Origin of the sequence: Rhizobium azibense, assembly GCF_004342325.1 — a bacterium.
Lineage (GTDB): Bacteria > Pseudomonadota > Alphaproteobacteria > Rhizobiales > Rhizobiaceae > Rhizobium > Rhizobium etli_B.
Genome location: NZ_SMBJ01000004.1, coordinates 462814 through 483678, shown reverse-complemented (window position 1 = coordinate 483678; position 20865 = coordinate 462814). Strand labels below are relative to the sequence as shown.

At 60.5% G+C, this 20865-nt stretch carries 19 protein-coding genes; 14 read left to right on the top strand and 5 right to left on the bottom strand.

The features are described 5' to 3' along the window. Nucleotides 1–20 precede the first annotated feature (20 nt). Together EV130_RS12825 and EV130_RS12820 are read left to right on the top strand one after the other, a co-directional pair. Nucleotides 21–344 (top strand): YbaB/EbfC family nucleoid-associated protein, encoded by a 324-nt coding sequence (locus EV130_RS12825; RefSeq protein ID WP_022713223.1) that lies wholly within the window; start codon nucleotides 21–23, stop codon nucleotides 342–344. Between the two features lie 33 nt (nucleotides 345–377). Then, nucleotides 378–989: a LysE family translocator gene (locus EV130_RS12820; protein WP_132551442.1), complete on the top strand. Its 612-nt coding sequence runs from the start codon at nucleotides 378–380 to the stop codon at nucleotides 987–989. Nucleotides 990–1294: 305 nt separating this feature from the next. Here EV130_RS12820 and EV130_RS12815 read toward each other — a convergent pair whose 3' ends face one another. After that, nucleotides 1295–1918 carry an MOSC domain-containing protein gene (locus tag EV130_RS12815; protein WP_074063001.1) on the bottom strand — a complete coding sequence of 208 codons (624 nt, stop codon included), beginning with the start codon at nucleotides 1916–1918 and terminating at the stop codon, nucleotides 1295–1297. A gap of 58 nt (nucleotides 1919–1976) precedes the next feature. Between EV130_RS12815 and recR the strand changes: the two genes are divergently transcribed. Beyond that, complete coding sequence (gene recR / locus EV130_RS12810) at nucleotides 1977–2582, top strand: recombination mediator RecR (RefSeq protein WP_074059750.1); 606 nt, start codon at nucleotides 1977–1979, stop codon at nucleotides 2580–2582. A gap of 162 nt (nucleotides 2583–2744) precedes the next feature. Continuing rightward, nucleotides 2745–3968: a lytic murein transglycosylase gene (locus EV130_RS12805; protein WP_074059751.1), complete on the top strand. Its 1224-nt coding sequence runs from the start codon at nucleotides 2745–2747 to the stop codon at nucleotides 3966–3968. A gap of 6 nt (nucleotides 3969–3974) precedes the next feature. On the opposite strand, the gene EV130_RS12800 is transcribed toward EV130_RS12805, so the two are convergent. Together EV130_RS12800 and EV130_RS12795 are read right to left on the bottom strand one after the other, a co-directional pair. Beyond that, entirely contained in the window at nucleotides 3975–4433 is a 459-nt protein-coding gene (locus EV130_RS12800) for a GNAT family N-acetyltransferase (protein WP_074059752.1), read from the bottom strand. An 8-nt stretch (nucleotides 4434–4441) separates the two neighbouring features. Next, complete coding sequence (locus EV130_RS12795; RefSeq protein WP_074059753.1) at nucleotides 4442–6073, bottom strand: MFS transporter; 1632 nt, start codon at nucleotides 6071–6073, stop codon at nucleotides 4442–4444. Nucleotides 6074–6307: 234 nt separating this feature from the next. Here EV130_RS12795 and rimP point away from each other — a divergent pair, with 234 nt between their 5' ends. The 10 genes from rimP to EV130_RS12745 all read left to right on the top strand — a co-directional run bounded on the left by rimP (nucleotide 6308) and on the right by EV130_RS12745 (nucleotide 18452). After that, entirely contained in the window at nucleotides 6308–6913 is a 606-nt protein-coding gene (rimP, locus tag EV130_RS12790; protein ID WP_074059754.1) for a ribosome maturation factor RimP, read from the top strand. A 59-nt stretch (nucleotides 6914–6972) separates the two neighbouring features. Then, nucleotides 6973–8577: a transcription termination factor NusA gene (gene nusA, locus EV130_RS12785; RefSeq protein ID WP_074059755.1), complete on the top strand. Its 1605-nt coding sequence runs from the start codon at nucleotides 6973–6975 to the stop codon at nucleotides 8575–8577. After that, nucleotides 8577–9263 (top strand): RNA-binding protein, encoded by a 687-nt coding sequence (locus EV130_RS12780; protein WP_132551428.1) that lies wholly within the window; start codon nucleotides 8577–8579, stop codon nucleotides 9261–9263. The genes nusA and EV130_RS12780 overlap by 1 nt, the downstream gene beginning before the upstream one ends. A gap of 99 nt (nucleotides 9264–9362) precedes the next feature. Beyond that, nucleotides 9363–12047, top strand: a complete 2685-nt coding sequence (infB, locus tag EV130_RS12775; RefSeq protein WP_074059757.1) for a translation initiation factor IF-2 — start codon at nucleotides 9363–9365, stop codon at nucleotides 12045–12047. Nucleotides 12048–12123: 76 nt separating this feature from the next. Continuing rightward, nucleotides 12124–12531: a 30S ribosome-binding factor RbfA gene (gene rbfA / locus EV130_RS12770; RefSeq protein ID WP_074059758.1), complete on the top strand. Its 408-nt coding sequence runs from the start codon at nucleotides 12124–12126 to the stop codon at nucleotides 12529–12531. Nucleotides 12532–12543: 12 nt separating this feature from the next. Further along, nucleotides 12544–13476, top strand: a complete 933-nt coding sequence (gene truB / locus EV130_RS12765) for a tRNA pseudouridine(55) synthase TruB (protein ID WP_074059759.1) — start codon at nucleotides 12544–12546, stop codon at nucleotides 13474–13476. Between the two features lie 128 nt (nucleotides 13477–13604). Next, on the top strand, nucleotides 13605–14456 hold the full coding sequence (locus tag EV130_RS12760) for an alpha/beta fold hydrolase (protein WP_074059760.1): 852 nt from the start codon (nucleotides 13605–13607) through the stop codon (nucleotides 14454–14456). A 156-nt stretch (nucleotides 14457–14612) separates the two neighbouring features. After that, a complete protein-coding gene (gene rpsO / locus EV130_RS12755) occupies nucleotides 14613–14882 on the top strand; it encodes a 30S ribosomal protein S15 (protein ID WP_026283114.1) in 270 nt (89 codons plus the stop codon). A 338-nt stretch (nucleotides 14883–15220) separates the two neighbouring features. After that, complete coding sequence (gene pnp / locus EV130_RS12750) at nucleotides 15221–17362, top strand: polyribonucleotide nucleotidyltransferase (protein WP_074059761.1); 2142 nt, start codon at nucleotides 15221–15223, stop codon at nucleotides 17360–17362. 73 nt (nucleotides 17363–17435) lie between these two features. Further along, complete coding sequence (locus EV130_RS12745; RefSeq protein ID WP_074059762.1) at nucleotides 17436–18452, top strand: class I SAM-dependent methyltransferase; 1017 nt, start codon at nucleotides 17436–17438, stop codon at nucleotides 18450–18452. 334 nt (nucleotides 18453–18786) lie between these two features. On the opposite strand, the gene fabI is transcribed toward EV130_RS12745, so the two are convergent. After that, nucleotides 18787–19593 (bottom strand): enoyl-ACP reductase FabI, encoded by an 807-nt coding sequence (gene fabI / locus EV130_RS12740; RefSeq protein WP_074059763.1) that lies wholly within the window; start codon nucleotides 19591–19593, stop codon nucleotides 18787–18789. A 4-nt stretch (nucleotides 19594–19597) separates the two neighbouring features. After that, entirely contained in the window at nucleotides 19598–20821 is a 1224-nt protein-coding gene (gene fabB, locus EV130_RS12735; protein WP_132660488.1) for a beta-ketoacyl-ACP synthase I, read from the bottom strand. Between the last annotated feature and the right edge of the window lie 44 nt (nucleotides 20822–20865).

Here is a 20865-nt window from a genome sequence, read left to right as displayed (position 1 = left end):
GGTAAAGAAGGAACCAGACGATGCGCGACCTCATGGGCATGATGGGCAAAGTCAAGGAAATGCAGGCCAAGATGGAGCAGATGCAGGCGGAAATAGCCGAGCTCCAGGCTGAAGGAAAGGCGGGCGGCGGTCTCGTCACCGTTGTCATGAGTGGCAAGGGCGAACTCAAGAGCCTGAAGATTGACCCTTCGCTGTTCAAGGAAGACGACGTCGAGATCCTCGAGGATCTGATCATTGCCGCCCACAAGGATGCCAAGGACAAGGCGGAAGCCGCTGCAGCCGAAAAGACGAAGGCGCTGACTGCCGGGCTGCCGATCCCGCCCGGCTTCAAGATGCCGTTTTGAGATTTGCAGCCATCTACGCCGGGGAGAGCGCCGATGACGCTGACCAGTCTCATTGTTTTTGCCGGCTCTCTCTTCTTGGCCGCCGGTTCACCGGGGCCAAGCGTTGCGGCGCTTGTCGCCCGTGTATTGTCCAAGGGCACCCGTGACGTTCTGCCATTCCTCGCCGCCATGTGGATCGGCGAAGCGATCTGGCTGACCTGCGCGGTGGCTGGCCTTGCTGCGGTTGCCGGAACCTTCCATTTGGCCTTTGTCGCCATCAAGTGGCTCGGGGTCTGCTATCTGCTCTATCTTGCCTGGAAGATGTGGTTCGCCTCTCATGATGCGAGCGAGGAAAAGCTGCCTGAAGCCCGCTCCACCGCAAAGCTGTTCCTTGCGGGGATGACGGTGACGCTCGGCAATCCGAAGATCATGATGTTCTACGTCGCCCTGCTGCCTTCGATCATCGATATTCATTCTGTGACGATTGTTGGCTGGACAGAACTCGTCGCGACCATGTTTGTTGTACTGATTGTGATCGACCTCAGCTGGGCACTCCTTGCCGCAAAAGCCCGCGGCTTCCTGAAGAGCCGCCGTGCGATCAGGATCGCAAATCGGGCCAGTGCCGGAACCATGGCCGGCGCCGCCGTCGCAATCGCGATGCGCTGAGCGACGTCTGTGGGAAATTTGGAACATTGCCTTCCTTAGAAGCCGCGGACGGTTAAATCGGGTCAGGAGTGTATGCGGTCAGTCGCAACAGATCGCGACCGATCTCGTTGGCGTCGGCGCGCGACACGAGCCAAGCGTGACCGCGCCTTGGCGCAGATGCTCTCAACAATGGTTTCAGTTGTCGACATATGCGCGCGCGGCCGCAGCCGGATGACCTTAATCATTGTCAAGCCGGAGCGCGGCGGTGTCGATGCGTGCCCGGCCGGCTCCAGCAATAGGCCTTGGGCTTTCCCAGCACGCCTGCGCTAGTGTGACAGCTGCGCTTCCAGAAGGTTGCGCAGTTTGAAGTGGATGGGCGCGGCGAGATACCGCGCACGGTCCTCGGGCGAGAGCAACTTGCCGAATGTCGCAAGCATCTCGGGCATGGTGACCTTCTGACCTGCGTACGGCACGTATTCGACGGGCAATCCGGCCTTTGCCACCCCACCGGTGATCACCCGGCAATAGATGCCGGGGCGGCTGGCCTTGGTATAGCGTCGCACGAATTTCGGATCGGCCATCCTTGCGGCGAAGGTCGCGCAGGGAATGCGCGCCGACGTCGCCTCGAGAACGAGGTCGCCCGCTACCAAGCGGTCTCCAACTGAAACTGTGCGGTTGTCTAGGCCATCGATGACAAGATTTTCGCCGAACGTGCCTGGTTCGATGGGGCGCCCGAGCTCTCCGGTCCACCAATCGAGTGTCAGCGATCCTTCGACATAGACGGCCTGATCGACACCGCCGTGATGCTCGCGGTTGCCGATGGCGTCGCCGACGAGGCCTTCGCAGTCGATGATCACGGCGCCGTTGACGGCATGCTTATGGATACCCGTCCTGTATTTCTTGCCGGGCAGCCGCTCGAAATTGCCGATGCAGACGGCACGTATTTTCATCATATGGTCTACTCTTTCCGTGATTCCGTTTCGGCAACATATGGGCTAAGAACGGCACATGACAAAGCGAGTCACCGGCCCCGAAATCGAAAAACTCATCCAGCTTCTGGCGAAGGTGCCGGGTCTCGGGCCTCGCTCGGCGCGGCGCGCGGCACTGCACCTGATCAAGAAGAAGGATCAGCTGCTCGGACCGTTGTCGACCGCGATGGGCGAAGCCTATGACAAGGTGAAGGTCTGCTCGCGCTGCGGAAATGTCGATACCGTCGATCCCTGCACCGTCTGCCTGGACGAGCGCCGCGACCACTCCGTCATCATCGTCGTTGAGGATGTTTCAGACCTCTGGGCATTGGAACGCGCCGGAGCAATGAACGCAACATATCATGTCCTGGGCGGCACGCTTTCGCCGCTTGATGGCGTCGGACCGGATGACCTCAACATTCGCGGACTGATCGATCGCATCGGCCAAGGCGGAATTCGCGAACTGATCATTGCCGTCAACGCCACCGTCGAGGGCCAAACCACAGCACACTATATAACGGACCAGCTGACGGGATTGGACGTGAAGATCACTCGGCTGGCGCATGGCGTGCCGGTCGGCGGCGAACTCGACTACCTCGACGAAGGGACACTGGCTGCTGCCTTGAGGGCAAGGACTGCGATCTGAGGAGGAAAAATGCGAAACGACACCCCCCTCTATCATTTGGTGTCATCCTTCCAACAAGGGGGGAGATCACACGGCGCTCGGCGAGGGCGCTGCCTGCCGATCTGCCCGCTTGAGAGAGAGATACTCGGCAGGGCAGAGTGGAGCAGCATTGGCCGCTTGGCCATGGCCTTGGCATGTCTTCTCGCTCTCCTCCCTCTGCCTGCACTTGCCCAAAGCAAGCCAGCGGTGGAAAGACAATTCCAGCAATGGATCATCAGCGATCTTGGCCCTGAAGCGAAGAAGGCCGGCATTTCGGAAAAGACGCTGCAGGCCGCATTCAGGGGAATCGCGCTCAACTGGAATCTTCCCGATCTTGCGCCTCCCGGGTTTCCGCCTGCGAAAGAACGAAAGCAGACGCAGGCCGAGTTTTCGTCGCCGGGTCCGTATTTCAACGAGGACCGGTTGAAGAAGCTGGCGACAACCGGACGCGGTTTAGCCTCGCAATATTCCTCGACGCTGAAACGTATCGAAAAGACCTATGGGGTGCCGGGTTCGATCGTCTTGGCGATCTGGGGCCGCGAGACCGGCTTCGGCGCGGCGAAGATCCCGAATTCGGCGATCGAGGTGCTGGCGACGAAGGCCTTCATGTCGACTCGCAGGGAAATGTTCCGGATCGAGCTGATTGCGGCGCTTCACATTCTCGAAGGCGGTGACGTAACGCCGGCTGGCTTCAGGAGCTCTTGGGCGGGAGCGCTCGGCCAGCCGCAATTCATGCCGACCAGCTATCTGAAATACGCGGTCGACTTCGATGGTGACGGCCACCGCAATATCTGGACGTCCGTGCCGGATACACTGGCATCTATAGCCAACTATCTTGTTAAGAAAGGCTGGCAGCGAAATCGTGACTGGGGCTTCGAGGTGACGATTCCGGCGGCGGTTTCCTGCGCACAGGAAGGTCCCGACATCGCACAGCCGCTTGCCCACTGGGCTTCGCTTGGCATCAATCGCAAGTCCGGCAAGGGCTTTCCATCCGGTGAAATGATGGCTGCGGGCATGATGCTTGTGCCAGCCGGGCGCGATGGGCCTGAATTCATCGTCACGCCGAACTTCTATATCATCAAGGAATACAACAACTCGGATCTCTACGCGCTCTATATCGGCAACCTCGCCGACCGGATCGCATATGGCTCCGGCGCCTTTCAAGGTGCTTGGGGCGATGTCGGTAAGATGCTGCGATCCGATGTGGCGGCAATGCAGAAGGCGCTGGAGCGCCAAGGCTACGATGTGGGCGGATCGGACGGCTTGCCGGGCTACAAGACCCGCCGGTCCATCGGACGGTGGCAGGAAAAGAACGGTATGCGACCGACCTGTTTTCCCGATGCCTCGATGAAGGGCAGACTGAAGTGAGCGTGCCTATAGGCTAAGCTTCAGCCCCTCATGGCTCGCAGCAAAGCCGAGCTTTTCATAGAAGCGGATTGAGCCGGCCCGGGATTTGTCCGAGGTGAGCTGCACGATCTTGCAGCCGCGCGCACGGCATGTCTCTATCGCCCACTCGATGAATTCGGTCCCCAGCCCGCTGCCGCGTGCTTGCCTTGCAATCCTTACACTCTCGATCTGCCCGCGCCACGTGCCGGTGCGCGACAATCCGGGAATGAAGGAGACCTGCAGACAGCCTACGACGTGATGCTTTTGATCCATGGCAACCGCAAGCAGTTGGTTCTTGTCCGCGTCGATTGCGTCAAAGGCCGTCTGATAGCGTCGATCGACGGGATCGGCGACGACCTCTCTGCCTTGGCCGATATCGTCGTCGGCAAGCAGCCGGATGATGTCGACAAGATCGGTTTGGCAGGCTTTTCGAAATGCGTGGTTCATCGCGGGCCTCAGTGGTGAAGATCGATCGGCGCCTTGTGAAACACGTCGTCGGATGGGGGGATGGTCTGTCGCTCGATCATGCGGTGAACATGCGGCGCTGCCGTGCCGCCGTGGAGGGCGCGCAGGCGATCGGCGTTTTCCGCATCGGCCTGTGTGCGGCGCTGATTGTGGCGGATGTACTCGACCCAGGTCGGCGTGTGGTAGGTTTCGGTCCAGGTACCGGGATTTTCGAGGTCGCGCATCAGCGCCCAGTTGCGTGCGCCGTCGCGGATGCGGATGCGCCGCCGTTCCCCCATCAGCGTCAGGAATTCGGGAAGGTCGCTGTCGCCGATCTGATAATCGACCTGAATGACGATCGGCCCGCTGCGGGGCGTGATATCGAGCCCGAGTGCGGGCTCGATGAAGCGGTTGAGCGGGTCGAGATTGAGCGAGGCAAAGGCCGGCATCGAGAGGCGAAAACCGACAACGATGCCAACCAGCATCACCGCGGCTGAGCCATAAAGCGCATTCGAAACGCCGAAGCGATCGGCGGCCACACCCCAGAGCCAGCTGCCACCGGCAATGCCGCCGAAGGTGACCGTCTGATAAAGCGACAGCGCCCGGCCGACGACCCAGCGCGGCGTCGAAAGCTGCACGATCGTGTTGAACAATGAAAGCGCAAGTACCCAGCACGCGCCCGAAACGAGCAGCCCCGCCGAGGTGAGCACGGCAAACGGGCTCGACGCGGCGATCACCATGCTGATGGCAAAACCGCCAAAGGCGTAGCGGATGATGGTCTCGCTGCTGAACATCTCGCGCAGCCGCGCGTTGAGCGCCCCGCCGCCGATCGCGCCGATGCCGAAGGAGCCGAGCATGAAGCCGTAGGTCAGCGGCCCGCCGGCGACGAGATCGATTGCGACGATCGGCAGAAGAGCGAGCACCGAGCTTGCGCCCACGCCGAAGATCAGGCCGCGGATGAGCACCTTTTCAAGGTTGGGCGACATCGAGACATATCGAAGGCCGGCGGAGATCGCGCTCCCGAGGCTTTCGCGCGGCAGGCTGGAAGCGGGCAGCGATGGCTTCCAGCGCGTGAGTGCGTAGATGAGCGCAAAATAACTGACCGTATTCACCATAAAGGCAGCAGCAGCACCCGCCGTCGCGACAATGACGCCGCCGATGGCGGGTCCAACGCTCCGGGTCATGTTGAACCCCATGCTGTTCAGCGTCACCGCATTCGGCAGGTCTGCCCGCGGCACCATATCGCCGACGGAGGCCTGCCAGGAGGGGTTGTTGAGGGCGGTGCCGCAGCCGATCAGGAAGGTGAAGAACAGGAGCAGCCAGGGCGTGATCCAGCCGAGCAGGGCGCAGGCGGTGAGGATCGTCGAGACGGCAAGCATGAGGAATTGCGCCGTCAGCATCACCTGCCGCCGGTCGAAATTGTCGGCGAGCGCGCCTGAGATGAGCGAAAACAGCATTATGGGAAGCGCTGTCGAGGTCTGGACCAGCGCCACCATGTCCTCGGAAGCGGTAAGTGTCGTCATCATCCACGCGGCCCCTACCGCCTGGATCAACCCGCCGAAATTCGAGGCCAGGCTTGCAAACCAGATTGTGCGGTAGGTTTCATGCTTCAGCGGCGCCAGCGTTGACGAATTGGATGGCACGATTCCTCCGCTTGCTAAATTCTTCCTCGGCTCCAATATATGAGGAAGCTCGACCGTGGCTAGGCGCGATTGGCCTGCGGCGGCGCATTTGAGCCGAGAGCTTGCAATTTCGTAAAAACCGGCCTATATGCCACTCAAATTCTTGATCGTGCGATGAAGAGTGGGCCGCAAGGACCCGCTCTTTTTTATTAGCGCGATCGCCTGGATGCATGAAAATTGCAAGGAGCGCATCGCTTGTCGGATCCGACGAACGCAGACAATGAACTTGAGCCGCGGCTGATTACCGAAACTGGGCTTGACCAGCGCCTTGCCGACATCATCGAACCCGTGCTCGTCGGCATGGGCTTCCGCCTGACCCGCGTGCGCATGCTCAACCAGAACGGCGCTACGCTGCAGATCATGGCAGAGCGTAACGATGGTGCGATGAGCGTCGAAGACTGCGAAGAGGTCTCGATGGCCATTTCTCCGGTTCTTGATGTGGAAGATCCGATCGATCGGGAGTATCATCTGGAAGTGTCCTCGCCCGGTATCGACCGGCCTTTGGTTCGGAAATCCGATTTCAGCCGTTGGCAAGGGCACCTTGTGAAGTGCGAAACGTCGATCATGATCGGCAACCGCAAGCGCTTTCGCGGAAAGATCATCGAAGCGGACGCGGATGGTTTCACCCTCGAACGTGACCAGGTTGCCGATGGCGAAGAGCAGAAGGTCACCATTCCCTTCACGGCGCTCAGCGATGCGAAGCTCATTCTGACCGACGATCTGATTCGCGATGCGCTGCGCGCCGATAAGGCCGCGAAAGCGCAGGCAGCGAACCAGAACGAGGCGGAAGACGAAGAATAACCGATCAACTACGGCTCCAGGGAAGGGAACCCTAAGGGCCAGGACGGAGAGATAAGACAATGGCAGTTAGTGCGAACCGGCTCGAACTTCTGCAGATCGCAGATGCAGTGGCGCGCGAAAAGGTCATCGACCGCGAAATCGTGCTCGCCGCGATGGCGGATGCGATTCAGAAGGCGGCGCGCTCCCGTTATGGCACGGAATCGAACATCCGCGCCGATATCAATCCGAAGACCGGCGAAATTCGCCTGCAGCGCCTGCTTGAAGTCGTCGACAAGGCTGAAGACTACTCCACGCAGATCCCGTTGGAGCTGGCCCGCGACCGCAACCCGGACGCAGCGCTTGGCGACTTCATCGCTGATCCGCTGCCGCCGATGGATTTCGGCCGTATTGCCGCCCAGTCGGCCAAGCAGGTCATCGTCCAGAAGGTTCGCGAAGCCGAGCGTGACCGGCAGTTCGACGAGTTCAAGGATCGCGTCGGCGAAATTGTCAACGGTACCGTCAAGCGCGTCGAATACGGCAACGTCATCGTCGATCTCGGCCGTGGCGAAGGAATCATCCGCCGTGACGAAATGATCCCGCGCGAAAACGTCCGCTACGGCGACCGCGTTCGCGCATATGTCTATGACGTGCGCCGCGAACAGCGCGGTCCGCAGATTTTCCTGTCGCGCACGCATCCTCAGTTCATGGTCAAGCTCTTCACCATGGAAGTGCCGGAGATCTACGACGGCATCATCCAGGTCCGCTCGGTCGCCCGCGATCCGGGTTCGCGTGCCAAGATCGCTGTCATCTCGAACGATAGCTCGATCGATCCGGTCGGTGCCTGCGTCGGCATGCGCGGTTCGCGCGTCCAGGCCGTCGTTGGTGAGCTTCAGGGCGAAAAGATCGACATCATTCCCTGGTCGCAGGATCCGGCGACCTTCGTCGTCAACGCGTTGCAGCCGGCTGAAGTCGCCAAGGTCGTTCTCGACGAAGATGCAGAACGCATTGAAGTCGTGGTTCCCGACGAGCAGCTTTCGCTGGCCATCGGCCGTCGCGGTCAGAACGTGCGCCTCGCCTCGCAGCTGACCGGCTGGGACATCGACATCATGACGGAAGCCGAAGAATCCGAGCGCCGTCAGAAGGAATTCAACGAACGCACCAACCTCTTCATGGATGCGCTCGACGTTGACGAAATGGTCGGCCAGGTTCTGGCTTCCGAAGGCTTTGCCGCCGTTGAAGAACTCGCCTATGTCGACCTCGACGAAATTTCCTCGATCGACGGCTTCGATGAAGAGACGGCGCAGGAAATCCAGCAGCGTGCTCGCGAATATCTCGAGAAGCTCGAAGCGGAGATGGACGAGAAGCGCAAGGCGCTCGGGGTTTCCGACGAACTGCGTCAGATCGACGGTATGACCGCCCAGATGATGGTTGCGCTTGGCGAGGACGGCATCAAGACGCTGGAAGATTTCGCAGGCTGCGCGGCGGACGATCTCGTCGGCTGGTCAGAACGCAAGAACGGCGAAACCAAGAAGTTCGAGGGCCTCTTCTCGAAGTTCGACGTTTCGCGTGTCGAGGCCGAGCAGATGGTCGTCCAGGCACGCCTTGCCGCCGGCTGGATTACCGAGGAGGATCTTGCCAAGGACGCTGAAGTTGTCGAAGCCAACGCTGCCGAGCAGGAAGCATAATGATCGCGGAGCTGCACGCTTCTCCTGAGGACGATGATCTTGCAGGTTATGACGTGAACAGCCGCATGTGCATCGTGACGCGTGAAAGCGGATCGCCGGATGAGTTGATCCGCTTCGTGGCAGCGCCTGACGGGACGGTGATCGCCGACCTGAAGCGTCAGCTTCCGGGGCGCGGCTGCTGGGTCAAGCTCGATCGCGCATCGGTCGACAAGGCTGTGGCGAAGAAGTCTTTCGCCCGCGCATTGAAGACCGATGTGAAGGCGGCAGCCGATCTCGGTGAAACCGTCGACCGGCTGCTTGCACAGCAGCTGATGCAGATGATGAACATGGCGCGTAAGGCGGGTCAGTTCGTCAGCGGCTCCTCGAAAGTGGATGCCGCAGTCAGAAGCGGAGCAGCAATCGCCGTGTTTCATTCGACGGATGCGGCGGACGATGGTGTTAGAAAAATCGACCAGGCTCGCAAGGCCTGGCACCTCGGAATGGAAACCGAGGAGAAAATACCTTCTTTTCGTCTCTTCTCGGAGAGCGAAATGGAAGGCGTGATGGGCCAGAATGCTTTTATCCATGCCGCAGTGCTTGCAGGGCAGGCAGGTGAGGGTGTAGTGAAGCGCGCAAAGATGCTCGAAAGGTACCGCAGCGGCGGTCAATCCCGGGCACTAGGCGGCGCTGGCCAGCAAAAACAATGATGCGGCGACCGGCACCGGCCGGCCCATCATTGATCGAAAAATATTTGAACGATAGGGTTTGATGACGTCATCGCTCCCTGTCCGAAGGAACGGGAACGAATGACAGATAGCAATGACGACAAGACGCTTGGAGCAAAGAAGACGCTTACCCTGAAGCCATCGGGGATAAGCCAGGGCACCGTGCGCCAGGATATGGGCCGTGGTCGCACCAAGGCGGTCGTTGTCGAGACCCGCAAGCGGCGCCCGATGCGCCCCGAAGACGATCGCCCGACCACGCCGGCTCCAGTAACCCGCGCGCCAGAATCCGCTCCGGTCGCAACGCAGGCGCCTGCGCCTCGCATCCAACCGCCTGGCGGCGGCCAGCCGCCGCGCCCTCAGCAGCAGGCTTCGCAGGCTCCTCGCCAGCAGGATCGCCCGCGTCCGGTTGTCCTCAACCATCTTTCGCCTGAGGAAATGGACGCCCGACGGCGCGCGCTAGCGCTGGCCCAGGTCCGTGATGCAGAAGATGCAGTCCGCCGGGCTGAAGAAGAAAAGCGCCGTGCAGCCGAAGAAGCCGCCCGCCGTGAAGCGGAAGCAGCCGAAGCGGCCCGGCGTGCAGCCGAAGAGGCCGCCCGTCCTTCTGCGCCGGTCGAGGAGGCTCCTGCGCCCGAAGCAGTCGAGGTTGAGGCGGAAGCTCCGCGCCCGGCGCCGGCCGTGCGCCGTCCCGAGACTTCGGCGCCGACGTCTCCACGTCCGGCTCCAGCTGGGGTTGCCGCCGTGGTCCGCGGCCGTCGTCCGGAAGGTGAGGAGGAAGAACGCGGATCTCCTCGTGGGGCTCCTGCCCGTGGCAGGGTCGTTCGTCCGGAACCGGCAAAGCCGGTGACGACGCGACCGAAGACCGAAGAGGAGCGTCGCCGCGGCAAGCTGACGATCACGACGGCAAATGTCGATGACGACGGCAATGCGCGCGGCCGTTCGCTTTCCGCCATGCGTCGCCGCCAGGAGAAGTTCCGCCGCAGCCAGATGCAGGAAACGCGCGAGAAGATTTCCCGCGAAGTCATTCTGCCGGAAACCATCACCATCCAGGAACTGTCGCAGCGCATGTCGGAACGCGCCGTCGACGTCATCAAGTTCCTGATGAAGGAAGGCCAGATGATGAAGCCAGGCGACGTCATCGACGCCGATCTGGCAGAACTCATCGCCGGCGAATTCGGTCATACCGTCAAGCGTGTGTCTGAATCGGACGTCGAACTCGGGATCTTCAATGTGACGGATGAAGGCGGCGAACAAGTTTCGCGTCCGCCGGTCGTCACCATCATGGGTCACGTCGACCACGGCAAAACCTCGCTGCTCGACGCCATCCGCCATGCCAACGTGGTTGCTGGCGAAGCCGGCGGCATTACGCAGCATATCGGCGCCTATCAGGTGGAACAGAACGGCCAGAAGATCACCTTCATCGACACGCCCGGCCACGCCGCCTTCACGGCAATGCGTGCACGCGGTGCGCAGGCGACCGACATTGCCGTTCTCGTCGTCGCCGCCGACGACAGCGTGATGCCTCAGACGATCGAATCGATCAATCATGCCAAGGCGGCAGGCGTTCCGATCATCGTTGCGATCAACAAGATCGACAAGCCGACGGCCAATGCCCAGAAGGTTCGCACCGAACTTCTGCAGCATGAGGTCTTCGTCGAGTCCATGGGCGGTGAAGTTCTCGACGTCGAGGTTTCGGCGAAGAACGGCACCAACCTCGACAAGCTGCTCGAGGCGATCCTGCTGCAGTCGGAGATCCTGGATCTGAAGGCCAACCCCGACCGCACCGCGGAAGGCACGGTCATTGAAGCTCAGCTTGATCGCGGTCGCGGTTCGGTTGCGACTGTCCTCGTCCAGAAAGGCACGCTGCGTCCCGGTCAGATTATCGTCGCTGGCGATGTCTGGGGCCGCGTGCGTGCTCTCGTCGATGACAAGGGCAACCATGTCAAGGAAGCGGGGCCGGCCACTCCGGTTGAGGTTCTGGGTCTTTCGGGCACGCCGCAGGCGGGCGACAGGTTCGCCGTTGTCGAAAACGAAGCTCGCGCCCGCGAGATTTCCGAGTACCGTCAGCGTCTCGCCCGCGACAAGGCTGCTGCCCGCCATTCGGGCCAGCGCGGCTCGCTGGAACAGATGATGAGTCAGCTTCAGACGGCCGGCGTCAAGGAGTTCCCGCTGGTTGTCAAGGGCGACGTGCAGGGCTCGATCGAGGCGATCGCCGGTGCGCTCGACAAGCTGGGAACGGACGAGGTTCGCGCTCGGATCGTTCATTCCGCGGCTGGTGGTATCACCGAGTCGGATATCTCCCTTGCGGAAGCATCCGGCGCTGCGATCATCGGCTTCAACGTTCGTGCGAATGCGCAGGCGCGTACGCTGGCCGAGCGTCAGGGCATAGAAATCCGTTACTACAACATCATCTACGATCTCGTGGATGACGTTAAGGCAGCGATGTCGGGCCTGCTCTCTCCGGAGCGGCGCGAGACCTTCCTCGGCAATGCCGAGATCCTCGAGGTGTTCAACATCACGAAGGTCGGGAAGGTGGCGGGTTGCCGCGTTACCGAAGGCAAGGTCGAGCGTGGCGTCGGCGTCCGCCTCATCCGCGACAACGTCGTCATCCACGAAGGCAAGCTCAAGACACTCAAGCGCTTCAAGGACGAAGTCTCGGAAGTGCATTCCGGCCAGGAATGCGGTATGGCCTTCGAGAATTACGAAGATATCCGCGCGGGCGACACGATCGAATGCTTCCGCGTCGAGCACATCACCCGCACGCTCTGACGGCGCGAGACTTGAATTTTCGACGGGCGCCGGATCATTCAGAGGCCGGCGCCCGAACCTTTTTGGGCAGAGAAGAATGACCACGAAACCCACATCCTCGGCACCTTCGCAGCGCATGCTGCGCGTCGGCGAACAAGTGCGTGCGGCGATCACGCAGGTCCTCCAGCGTGGCGAAGTGCGCGACGACGTGATTGAAAAGACTGTCATTTCGATCTCTGAAGTCCGCATGTCTCCGGACCTGAAGATCGCGACAGCCTACGTGACGCCGCTTGGCATTTCCGATCACGGCGCCGTCATCGATGCGCTGAACCGCAACGCAAAGTACATTCGCGGCCGTCTCGGCCCGCAGCTTCGGCAGATGAAATATATGCCGGAGGTCCGTTTCCGCGACGATACGAGCTTCGACAACTACAAGAAGATCGATGAATTGTTGCGCTCGCCCGAAGTCCAGCGCGACCTTAACGGCGACACTGAAGAAGAATAGCAGAAGAAGCGAATGTCCAAACCACGCAAACCCAAGGGCCGCCCGGTTTCCGGCTGGCTGATTCTCGATAAGCCTGTTGATTTTGGTTCAACGGAGGCCGTCTCCAAGATCAAGTGGCTCTTCAAGGCGCAGAAGTGCGGCCATGCCGGCACACTCGATCCGCTGGCGTCCGGGATGCTGCCGATTGCGCTTGGCGATGCGACGAAGACTGTCCCCTATGTCATGGACGGCCGCAAGATCTACGAATTCAAGGTCACCTGGGGGGAGGAGCGTGCAACCGACGACCTCGAAGGCGAGGTGGTTCGCAGTTCCAGCAAGCGGCCGACAGAAGAGCAGATCCGCAACCTTCTTGCGAAATACACCGGTGTCATCAGCCAGGTGCCGCCGCAGTTTTCCGCGATCAAGATCGCCGGCGAGCGCGCATATGATCTGGCGCGCGAAGGCGAGACGGTCGAGATCCCTTCCCGTGAAGTCGAGATTTTCCGCCTGACGCTGCTTGCCTGCCTGGACGAGAACACCGCGCATTTCGAAGTCGAGTGCGGCAAGGGCACGTATGTCCGTGCTCTGGCTCGCGATTTCGGCCGCGATTTCGGCTGCTACGGCCATATCTCGGGGCTACGCCGGACCTACGTGGCACCTTTTGCCGAAGACAGCATGGTGCCGCTTGCAAGCCTCGTCGCTCTTGAGGAAATTGATGACACGGACGAGCGTCTTGCCGCCCTCGACGCCCTGCTGATCGATACCAGCGAAGCCTTGTCCTCACTGCCACACCTTGCCGTCAATGACGATCAGGCACATCGCCTGAGAATGGGTAATCCCATCCTGGTGCGTGGCCGTGATGCGCCGGTTGCCGAAACCGAAGCCTATGCGACGGCACGCGGTAAGCTCATCGCGATCGGCGAGATCGGTCAGGGAGAGTTCCGCCCAAAGCGCGTCTTCGTTTGATGCGCAATGCGTCTTTCCGGGAAGGCTACCGCGCAAATTCCAGCTGCGGATGGTAATTGTCAATCATCTCCCTTGAGCTATGTATCTCCTCTTTGCGGTTAAAGGCCGCCCAGATTGAGGAGCAGGTCATGCGCGCAGTTGTGGTCGCAGTCGCATTGTTATTTTCGGCCGTTTTCGCAGCTGCAAGCGCCCGGTCGGCCGAGCGCTGGGCGGAATTGCCCGCCTTTCCTCCCATGCCGCCGGCCAAGACGAGCGGCATGGCCCCTGTAAACGACATCAAGATGTATTACGCCGAATACGGTGCGGGCGACCCGATCCTGTTCATCCATGGGGGCCTCGGCAGTGCCGAAGTCTGGGGACGTCAGGTCGAGGATTTTGCCAAGGACCATCTCGTGATAGTTGCCGACAGCCGCGGGCACGGACGCTCGACGCGCAGCGGACAGCCTTTCGGCTATGATCTCATGACGTCCGATTATGTCGCGTTGCTCGACTATCTGAAGCTCGACAAGGTCACGCTTGTCGGCTGGTCCGATGGAGGCATCATCGGCATCGACATGGCGATGAAGCATCCCGAGAAGTTGACGCGTGTCATCGCGCAGGCTGCCAACGTGACGACGGAGGGAGTGAAGTCTGACGTGATGACGAACAAGACCTTCAGCGCCTATGTCGATGCCGCGGGCGAGGCCTACAAGAAGCTCTCGCCGACACCGAACGAATATGACGCGTTCGTCAACCAGATTTCGGCGATGTGGATGCGTGAGCCGGCCTGGACTGCTGCCGATCTCGGCAGGATCACCGTGCCCGTTACCCTGGCGATCGGTGACCACGACGAAGCGATCAAGCTCGATCACACCGAAAGGATGGCCAAGGAGATTCCCGGTGCCAAGCTCGTCATCTTGAAGGACGCCAGCCACTTTGCAATGCTGCAAGATCCCGAAGGCTACGATGCGATGATCCGTGACGCGATGGCGGGCAGGTGATAAACCGGCCATCTGGTGCCGGCCCCTTTCCATCGCGGCTCATTTGGTTTATAGGCAGCGCCAGCATCAGGCAGGACCTGAGTGCGTTCGCGGCCGAAGCTGGACGACATCCCGGCTTTTGGCGACCTTATCTCCTCTCATAGAAAGGAACATTCGATGTCGATTACAGCTGAGCGCAAGACGGCTCTCATCAAGGAATACGCAACGTTTGAAGGCGACACCGGTTCTCCGGAAGTTCAGGTCGCGATCCTGACCGAGCGTATCAACAACCTGACGGAACACTTCAAGGGCCACAAGAAGGATAACCATTCCCGCCGTGGCCTGCTGACGATGGTTTCGAGCCGCCGCTCGCTTCTTGACTATCTCAAGAAGAAGAACGAAGGCCGCTACACCAAGCTGATCACCAGCCTGGGTATCCGCCGCTAATGATTTCCGGCGGGCGTTCCTTATGGACGCCCGCCGGATGCTTTTGAGGGGGCCGATGGCCCCATGAAATTCTGCCGCCGCGCCCTATCTTCGCGTGGAGGAAGTAGGTGGAGCCGGATGGGCCGGTTCTGCCAGACCAACCGTTGACCTGTCATGGGGCAGGATTGCCGGATGCTTTCGGCCAAAGTCTTTCAAGGAGGGCTTTGGTCCGGTTTCTCAGGAAGCCGGGAATGAAAAGCCTCCCGTTGTCTTGCCCATGATACGTCACACCAATTGCGGTCGACTGTGCGCTGCGCTTTCCGCGACGGCGCGCGCTCCCGCATCGAAGGACAAGACATATGTTCGATACCCATACCGTGGAAATCGAGTGGGCTGGCCGCCCGCTGAAGCTCGAAACTGGCAAGATCGCCCGTCAGGCCGATGGTGCCGTTCTCGCGACCTACGGCGAAACCGTGGTTCTCGCCACCGTCGTTTCCGCCAAGGCGCCGAAGCCGGGCCAGGACTTCTTTCCGCTCACCGTGAACTACCAGGAAAAGACCTACGCAGCCGGCAAGATCCCGGGCGGCTATTTCAAGCGCGAAGGCCGTCCGAGCGAAAACGAAACCCTCGTTTCCCGCCTGATCGACCGTCCGATCCGTCCGCTGTTCCCGGAAGGCTACAAGAACGACACGCAGGTCGTCGTCACTGTCGTGCAGCATGACCTGGAGAACAACCCGGACATCCTGTCGATGATCGCGACCTCGGCTGCCCTGACGCTTTCCGGCGTTCCCTTTATGGGGCCGGTCGGCGGAGCGCGCGTCGGATATATCAATGGCGAATATGTCCTGAACCCGCATCTCGACGAGATGGACGAATCGAGCCTCGATCTCGTCGTCGCCGGCACGCATGACGCGGTCCTGATGGTCGAATCCGAAGCCAAGGAGCTTCCGGAAGACGTGATGCTCGGCGCCGTGATGTTCGGCCACAGGGGCTTCCAGCCGGTTCTCGAAGCGATCATCAAGCTCGCTGAAGTAGCCGCCAAGGAACCTCGCGATTTTGCACCGGAAGACTATTCCGCCCTCGAAAACGAAATGCTTGGCCTGGCAGAGGCCGAACTTCGCGAAGCCTACAAGATCATCCAGAAGGCTGATCGCTACGCTGCTGTCGATGCCGTCAAGGCGAAGGTAAAGGAGCACTTCCTGCCGGAAGAAGGCGAAGCGAAGTATACAGCCGAAGAAGTCGGCGCGATTTTCAAGCACCTGCAGGCAAAGATCGTTCGCTGGAACATTCTCGACACCAAGAGCCGCATTGACGGCCGCGACCTCGAGACCGTTCGCCCGATCGTCGCCGAAGTCGGTCTGCTGCCGCGCACGCATGGTTCGGCTCTGTTCACCCGCGGTGAAACACAGGCGATCGTCGTTGCCACGCTCGGCACCGGCGAAGACGAGCAGTACGTCGATTCCTTGACGGGAATGTACAAGGAAAACTTCATGCTGCACTACAACTTCCCGCCCTACTCGGTCGGTGAAACGGGCCGCATGGGTTCCCCGGGCCGCCGCGAGATCGGCCATGGCAAGCTTGCATGGCGCGCCATCCACCCGATGCTGCCGTCGGTCGAGCAGTTCCCGTATACGCTGCGCGTCGTCTCGGAAATCACCGAGTCCAATGGTTCCTCCTCGATGGCAACCGTGTGCGGTACTTCGCTGGCACTGATGGATGCAGGCGTTCCGCTCGCAAAGCCGGTCGCCGGTATCGCCATGGGCCTGATCAAGGAGGAAGAGCGCTTCGCCGTCCTTTCCGACATCCTCGGCGATGAAGACCATCTCGGCGACATGGACTTCAAGGTTGCCGGCACGGAAGCAGGCATCACCTCGCTGCAGATGGATATCAAGATCCACGGCATCACCGAAGAGATCATGCAGATCGCCTTGAACCAGGCCAAGGGTGGCCGTCTGCATATCCTCGGCGAGATGGCGAAGGCCATTTCCGAAAGCCGCGGCCAGCTCGGTGAATTCGCACCTCGTATCGAAGTCATGAACATCCCGGTCGACAAGATCCGTGAAGTCATTGGCTCCGGCGGCAAGGTCATTCGCGAGATCGTCGAAAAGACGGGCGCGAAGATCAACATCGAAGACGACGGCACCGTCAAGATCGCATCGTCTTCCGGCAAGGAAATCGAAGCGGCCCGCAAGTGGATCCACTCGATCGTGGCCGAGCCGGAGATTGGCCAGATCTACGAGGGCACGGTCGTCAAGACCGCCGACTTCGGCGCTTTCGTCAACTTCTTCGGCGCCCGTGATGGCCTCGTCCACATTTCGCAGCTGGCTTCCGAGCGCGTTGCGAAGACGCAGGACGTCGTCAAGGAAGGACAGAAGGTCTGGGTCAAGCTCCTCGGTTTCGACGAGCGTGGCAAGGTCCGCCTGTCGATGAAGGTCGTCGACCAGACGACTGGCCAGGAAATTCCGGCTGCCGAAAAGAAGAAGGAGGAGGCGGCTGAGTAAGCCGCGCCTTTTAAACCATTCGCGGGCGCGGGATTTTCTCGCGCCCTTTTTTGTATGAAATCGAGAAGAGATCATGAGCCGCGAATCGTTGAAGACCCTGCTCCATCCATTTGCGAGCGGTACCATTGATCCGCCGCGCGAGGGCGAGCGCGTGCTGTTCCTGGGGGCCGAAGCAGGCTTTGTGCTGCCGGAGGGCTTTTCCGCGTCTCTCAGCGCCGTGCAGGGCTTCCGGCCGCTCTACAGGCAGCTTCTGTCGCAGCGGATCGAAGTATGGCCTGAGATCGAAGGCGAAGATTATGATGCGGCGCTCGTGCTCTGCACCAAGCACAAGGGCGAGAACGAAGCGAATATCGCTGCAGCACTTTCCCGCTTGAAGGCCGGCGGCCTGATCGTCGTTGCCGGCGGCAAGGAAGACGGCATCCAGCCGCTGCGCAAACATCTGGAAGGCTTCGGCTTCGATATCAGACACATGCCGAAATATCACGGTGTTGCATTCTGGTTTATGCGCCCGGTGGACGTCAGCGAAGCCGTATCGAAATTTGCCAAGTCACCGGTGCGCGTGGACGGGCGCTTCCATGCATCAGCCGGCATGTTTTCGCATGACCGCATCGATGACGGCTCGGAGTTGCTCGCCTCGCGCCTTCCGACAAATTTCACCGGCGACGCAGCCGATTTCGGTGCAGGCTGGGGTTATCTCTCGGTCGAGCTTGCGCAGAAGTCGCCGAACCTCGATCGCCTCGACCTCTACGAGGCCAACCACGCGGCTTTGGAGGCCGCCAAGGCCAATCTTGCGGAGAACTGCCCGAACGCACCGGCACGCTTCTTCTGGCACGATCTGGCGGCCGAACCGGTCAAGGACAGGTACGATTTGATCGTCATGAACCCGCCCTTTCATGAAGGGCACGCGGCGGAGCCTTCGCTCGGGCAAGCAATGATCAAGACGGCTGCATCGGCGCTGCGCGGCGGCGGCCGTCTCATGCTCGTCGCCAATCGCGGTTTGCCATACGAGCCGGTGCTTGCTGCAAACTTCAAGGAAAGCGGCGAAACCTGCCGAAACGCGCGCTTCAAAGTGCTCTGGGCGAAGAAATAAGAATGGCGGCCAGTCCGCCGTCCCTCAACCTGAGTGTTCCTCGCAGGGCTGGCAGAACACCAGGATCGCCATTGACTGACGCCCGGCTCATCCCGCAAGAAGCCTTATAGGCGCCTGTCTCGACGCACATTCGAATTACTGGCTGCTTGAGCTTGTGCCAGATTGTCGCGGCGATCTGTAAGGAGCGCCTTTCGGAACTGGAACTCGCGCGGTGACGACTAAAGGCTTTGCGGACTCTGTCCGGCAAAGGAGCATATACCTGCTCGGGCCGTTCCGTTGATGGAAACCGGCTCCTGCTGCTGGGCCAACAGGCGTCGCCAGTTCGTCGTCTCGCTTACTCGACATCTGCCTTGCGCAGCGTATCCAGCGTCGGCATCGAGGTTATGTTGTAGCCGGCGTCCACAAAATGGATTTCGCCGGTCACGCCTGCCGACAGATCGGAGAGCAGGTAGAGGGCAGAATTGCCGACGTGATCGATGCTGACTGTCTTGCGCAGGGGAGCATTGCGCTGATTCCAGGAGAGGATTGCACGGGCATCCGAAATACCGGCGCCGGCCAGCGTGCGGATCGGTCCTGCGGATATGGCGTTAACGCGGATGCCGCGCGGCCCGTAGTCGGCCGCAAGATAGCGCACGGAGGCCTCCAGGGCAGCCTTTGCGACCCCCATGACGTTGTAGTTCGGAATGACGCGCGTTGAACCGTTATAAGTCAGCGTCAGCATCGAACTGCCCTCGCTCATCAACGGTGCACAGCGCCTGGCGATTTCCGTAAAGGAAAAGCAGGAGATGATCATCGTTCGGCTGAAGTTTTCGCGCGTGGTATCCGCATAGAGGCCTTTCAGCTCGTTCTTGTCGGAAAAACCGATGGCATGGACGATGAAATCCAGTTTGCCCCATCGCTCCTCCAGGGCACCGACAACGCCGTCGACTGAGGCAATGTCTTCGACGTCGCAGGGAACGACGAAATCCGAGCCGACTTCTGCTGCAAGTGGTTTCACCCGCTTGCCAAGCGCCTCTCCCTGATAGGTGAAGGCAAGCTCGGCGCCTTGGGCTGCAAGCGCCCTTGATATACCCCAGGCGATAGAATGGTTGTTGGCGACGCCCATGATGAGCCCGCGCTTACCCTGCATGATTGCGGTCATGTTCTTATCCGTTGTAGCGCTGGAAAACGAGCGTTGCGTTGGTGCCGCCGAAGCCGAAGGAGTTGGAGAGGGCGATGTCGATCTTGGCGTTGTCGATGCGCTTGCGCACGATCGGCACTCCATCGAATTCGGGATCGAGTTCATTGATGTGGGCGCTTTCACCGATGAAGCGTTCCTGCATCATCAGGATCGAATAAATCGACTCCTGGACGCCGGCTGCACCCAGCGAATGACCCGTCAGCGACTTGGTCGACTGGATGTGAGGCATCTTGTCGCCGAAGACCTCCCGGATCGCGCCGATTTCCTTGCTGTCGCCCACCGGCGTCGAGGTTCCGTGCGTATTGATATAATCGATATCACCCTTCACCGTGGAGAGGGCCTGGCGCATGCAGCGCACGGCGCCTTCGCCGGAAGGAGCGACCATGTCGTAACCGTCGGAGGTCGCGCCGTAGCCGACGATCTCGGCGTAGATCTTCGCGCCGCGTGCCTTGGCATGCTCCAACTCTTCTAGAACGAGAACGCCGGCACCACCGGCGATGACGAAGCCGTCACGGTTGACGTCGTAGGCTCGCGAAGCCGTTTCAGGTGTTTCGTTGTACTTTGAGGACATCGCGCCCATGGCGTCGAAGAGGTTGGACATAGTCCAGTCGAGGTCTTCGTGACCACCGGCGAACATCACGTCCTGCTTGCCCCACTGGATCATTTCCGCGGCATTGCCGATGCAGTGAGCAGAAGTCGAGCAGGCCGACGAGATCGAGTAGTTGACGCCGTGGATCTTGAACCAGGTTGCAAGTGTCGCCGATGCCGTGGACGACATCGCCTTGGGCACGGCAAACGGGCCGATGCGCTTCGGGCTGTTGTTCTTGATGGTGATCTCGGCAGCTTCGATCAGCGTGCGGGTGGACGGACCGCCGGAGCCCATGATGATGCCGGTGCGTTCGTTACCGCTGATCACGGACTCCTCGAGACCGGAATCTGCGATCGCCTGCTTCATGGCGACATGGTTCCAGGCGCCCCCTTGTGAGAGAAAGCGCATTGCCCGGCGATCGACCAGATCGGTCGGATCGAGGCTGGGACGGCCCCAGACCTGGCACTTGAAGCCATGCTCGGCAAAATCGTTGGAGAAGGAAATGCCGGACTTGGCATCGCGCAGCGAGGCCGTGACCTCAGCGGCATCATTGCCGATCGAGGAAACAACGCCCAGACCCGTGACAACTACCCGTCTCATGTGTTTCGACCTTTTCGTTTTTTCTATCTGGAATGCCAGGCCGT

Coding starts and splice junctions, on each gene's coding strand:
- EV130_RS12825 (WP_022713223.1), top strand. CDS start 21: ATGCGCGACCTCATGGGCATGATGGGCAAAGTCAAGGAAATGCAGGCC.
- EV130_RS12820 (WP_132551442.1), top strand. CDS start 378: ATGACGCTGACCAGTCTCATTGTTTTTGCCGGCTCTCTCTTCTTGGCC.
- EV130_RS12815 (WP_074063001.1), bottom strand. CDS start 1,918: ATGAAAATACGTGCCGTCTGCATCGGCAATTTCGAGCGGCTGCCCGGC.
- recR (WP_074059750.1), top strand. CDS start 1,977: ATGACAAAGCGAGTCACCGGCCCCGAAATCGAAAAACTCATCCAGCTT.
- EV130_RS12805 (WP_074059751.1), top strand. CDS start 2,745: ATGGCCTTGGCATGTCTTCTCGCTCTCCTCCCTCTGCCTGCACTTGCC.
- EV130_RS12800 (WP_074059752.1), bottom strand. CDS start 4,433: ATGAACCACGCATTTCGAAAAGCCTGCCAAACCGATCTTGTCGACATC.
- nusA (WP_074059755.1), top strand. CDS start 6,973: ATGGCAGTTAGTGCGAACCGGCTCGAACTTCTGCAGATCGCAGATGCA.
- EV130_RS12780 (WP_132551428.1), top strand. CDS start 8,577: ATGATCGCGGAGCTGCACGCTTCTCCTGAGGACGATGATCTTGCAGGT.
- infB (WP_074059757.1), top strand. CDS start 9,363: ATGACAGATAGCAATGACGACAAGACGCTTGGAGCAAAGAAGACGCTT.
- rbfA (WP_074059758.1), top strand. CDS start 12,124: ATGACCACGAAACCCACATCCTCGGCACCTTCGCAGCGCATGCTGCGC.
- truB (WP_074059759.1), top strand. CDS start 12,544: ATGTCCAAACCACGCAAACCCAAGGGCCGCCCGGTTTCCGGCTGGCTG.
- EV130_RS12760 (WP_074059760.1), top strand. CDS start 13,605: ATGCGCGCAGTTGTGGTCGCAGTCGCATTGTTATTTTCGGCCGTTTTC.
- rpsO (WP_026283114.1), top strand. CDS start 14,613: ATGTCGATTACAGCTGAGCGCAAGACGGCTCTCATCAAGGAATACGCA.
- pnp (WP_074059761.1), top strand. CDS start 15,221: ATGTTCGATACCCATACCGTGGAAATCGAGTGGGCTGGCCGCCCGCTG.
- EV130_RS12745 (WP_074059762.1), top strand. CDS start 17,436: ATGAGCCGCGAATCGTTGAAGACCCTGCTCCATCCATTTGCGAGCGGT.
- fabI (WP_074059763.1), bottom strand. CDS start 19,593: ATGACCGCAATCATGCAGGGTAAGCGCGGGCTCATCATGGGCGTCGCC.
- fabB (WP_132660488.1), bottom strand. CDS start 20,821: ATGAGACGGGTAGTTGTCACGGGTCTGGGCGTTGTTTCCTCGATCGGC.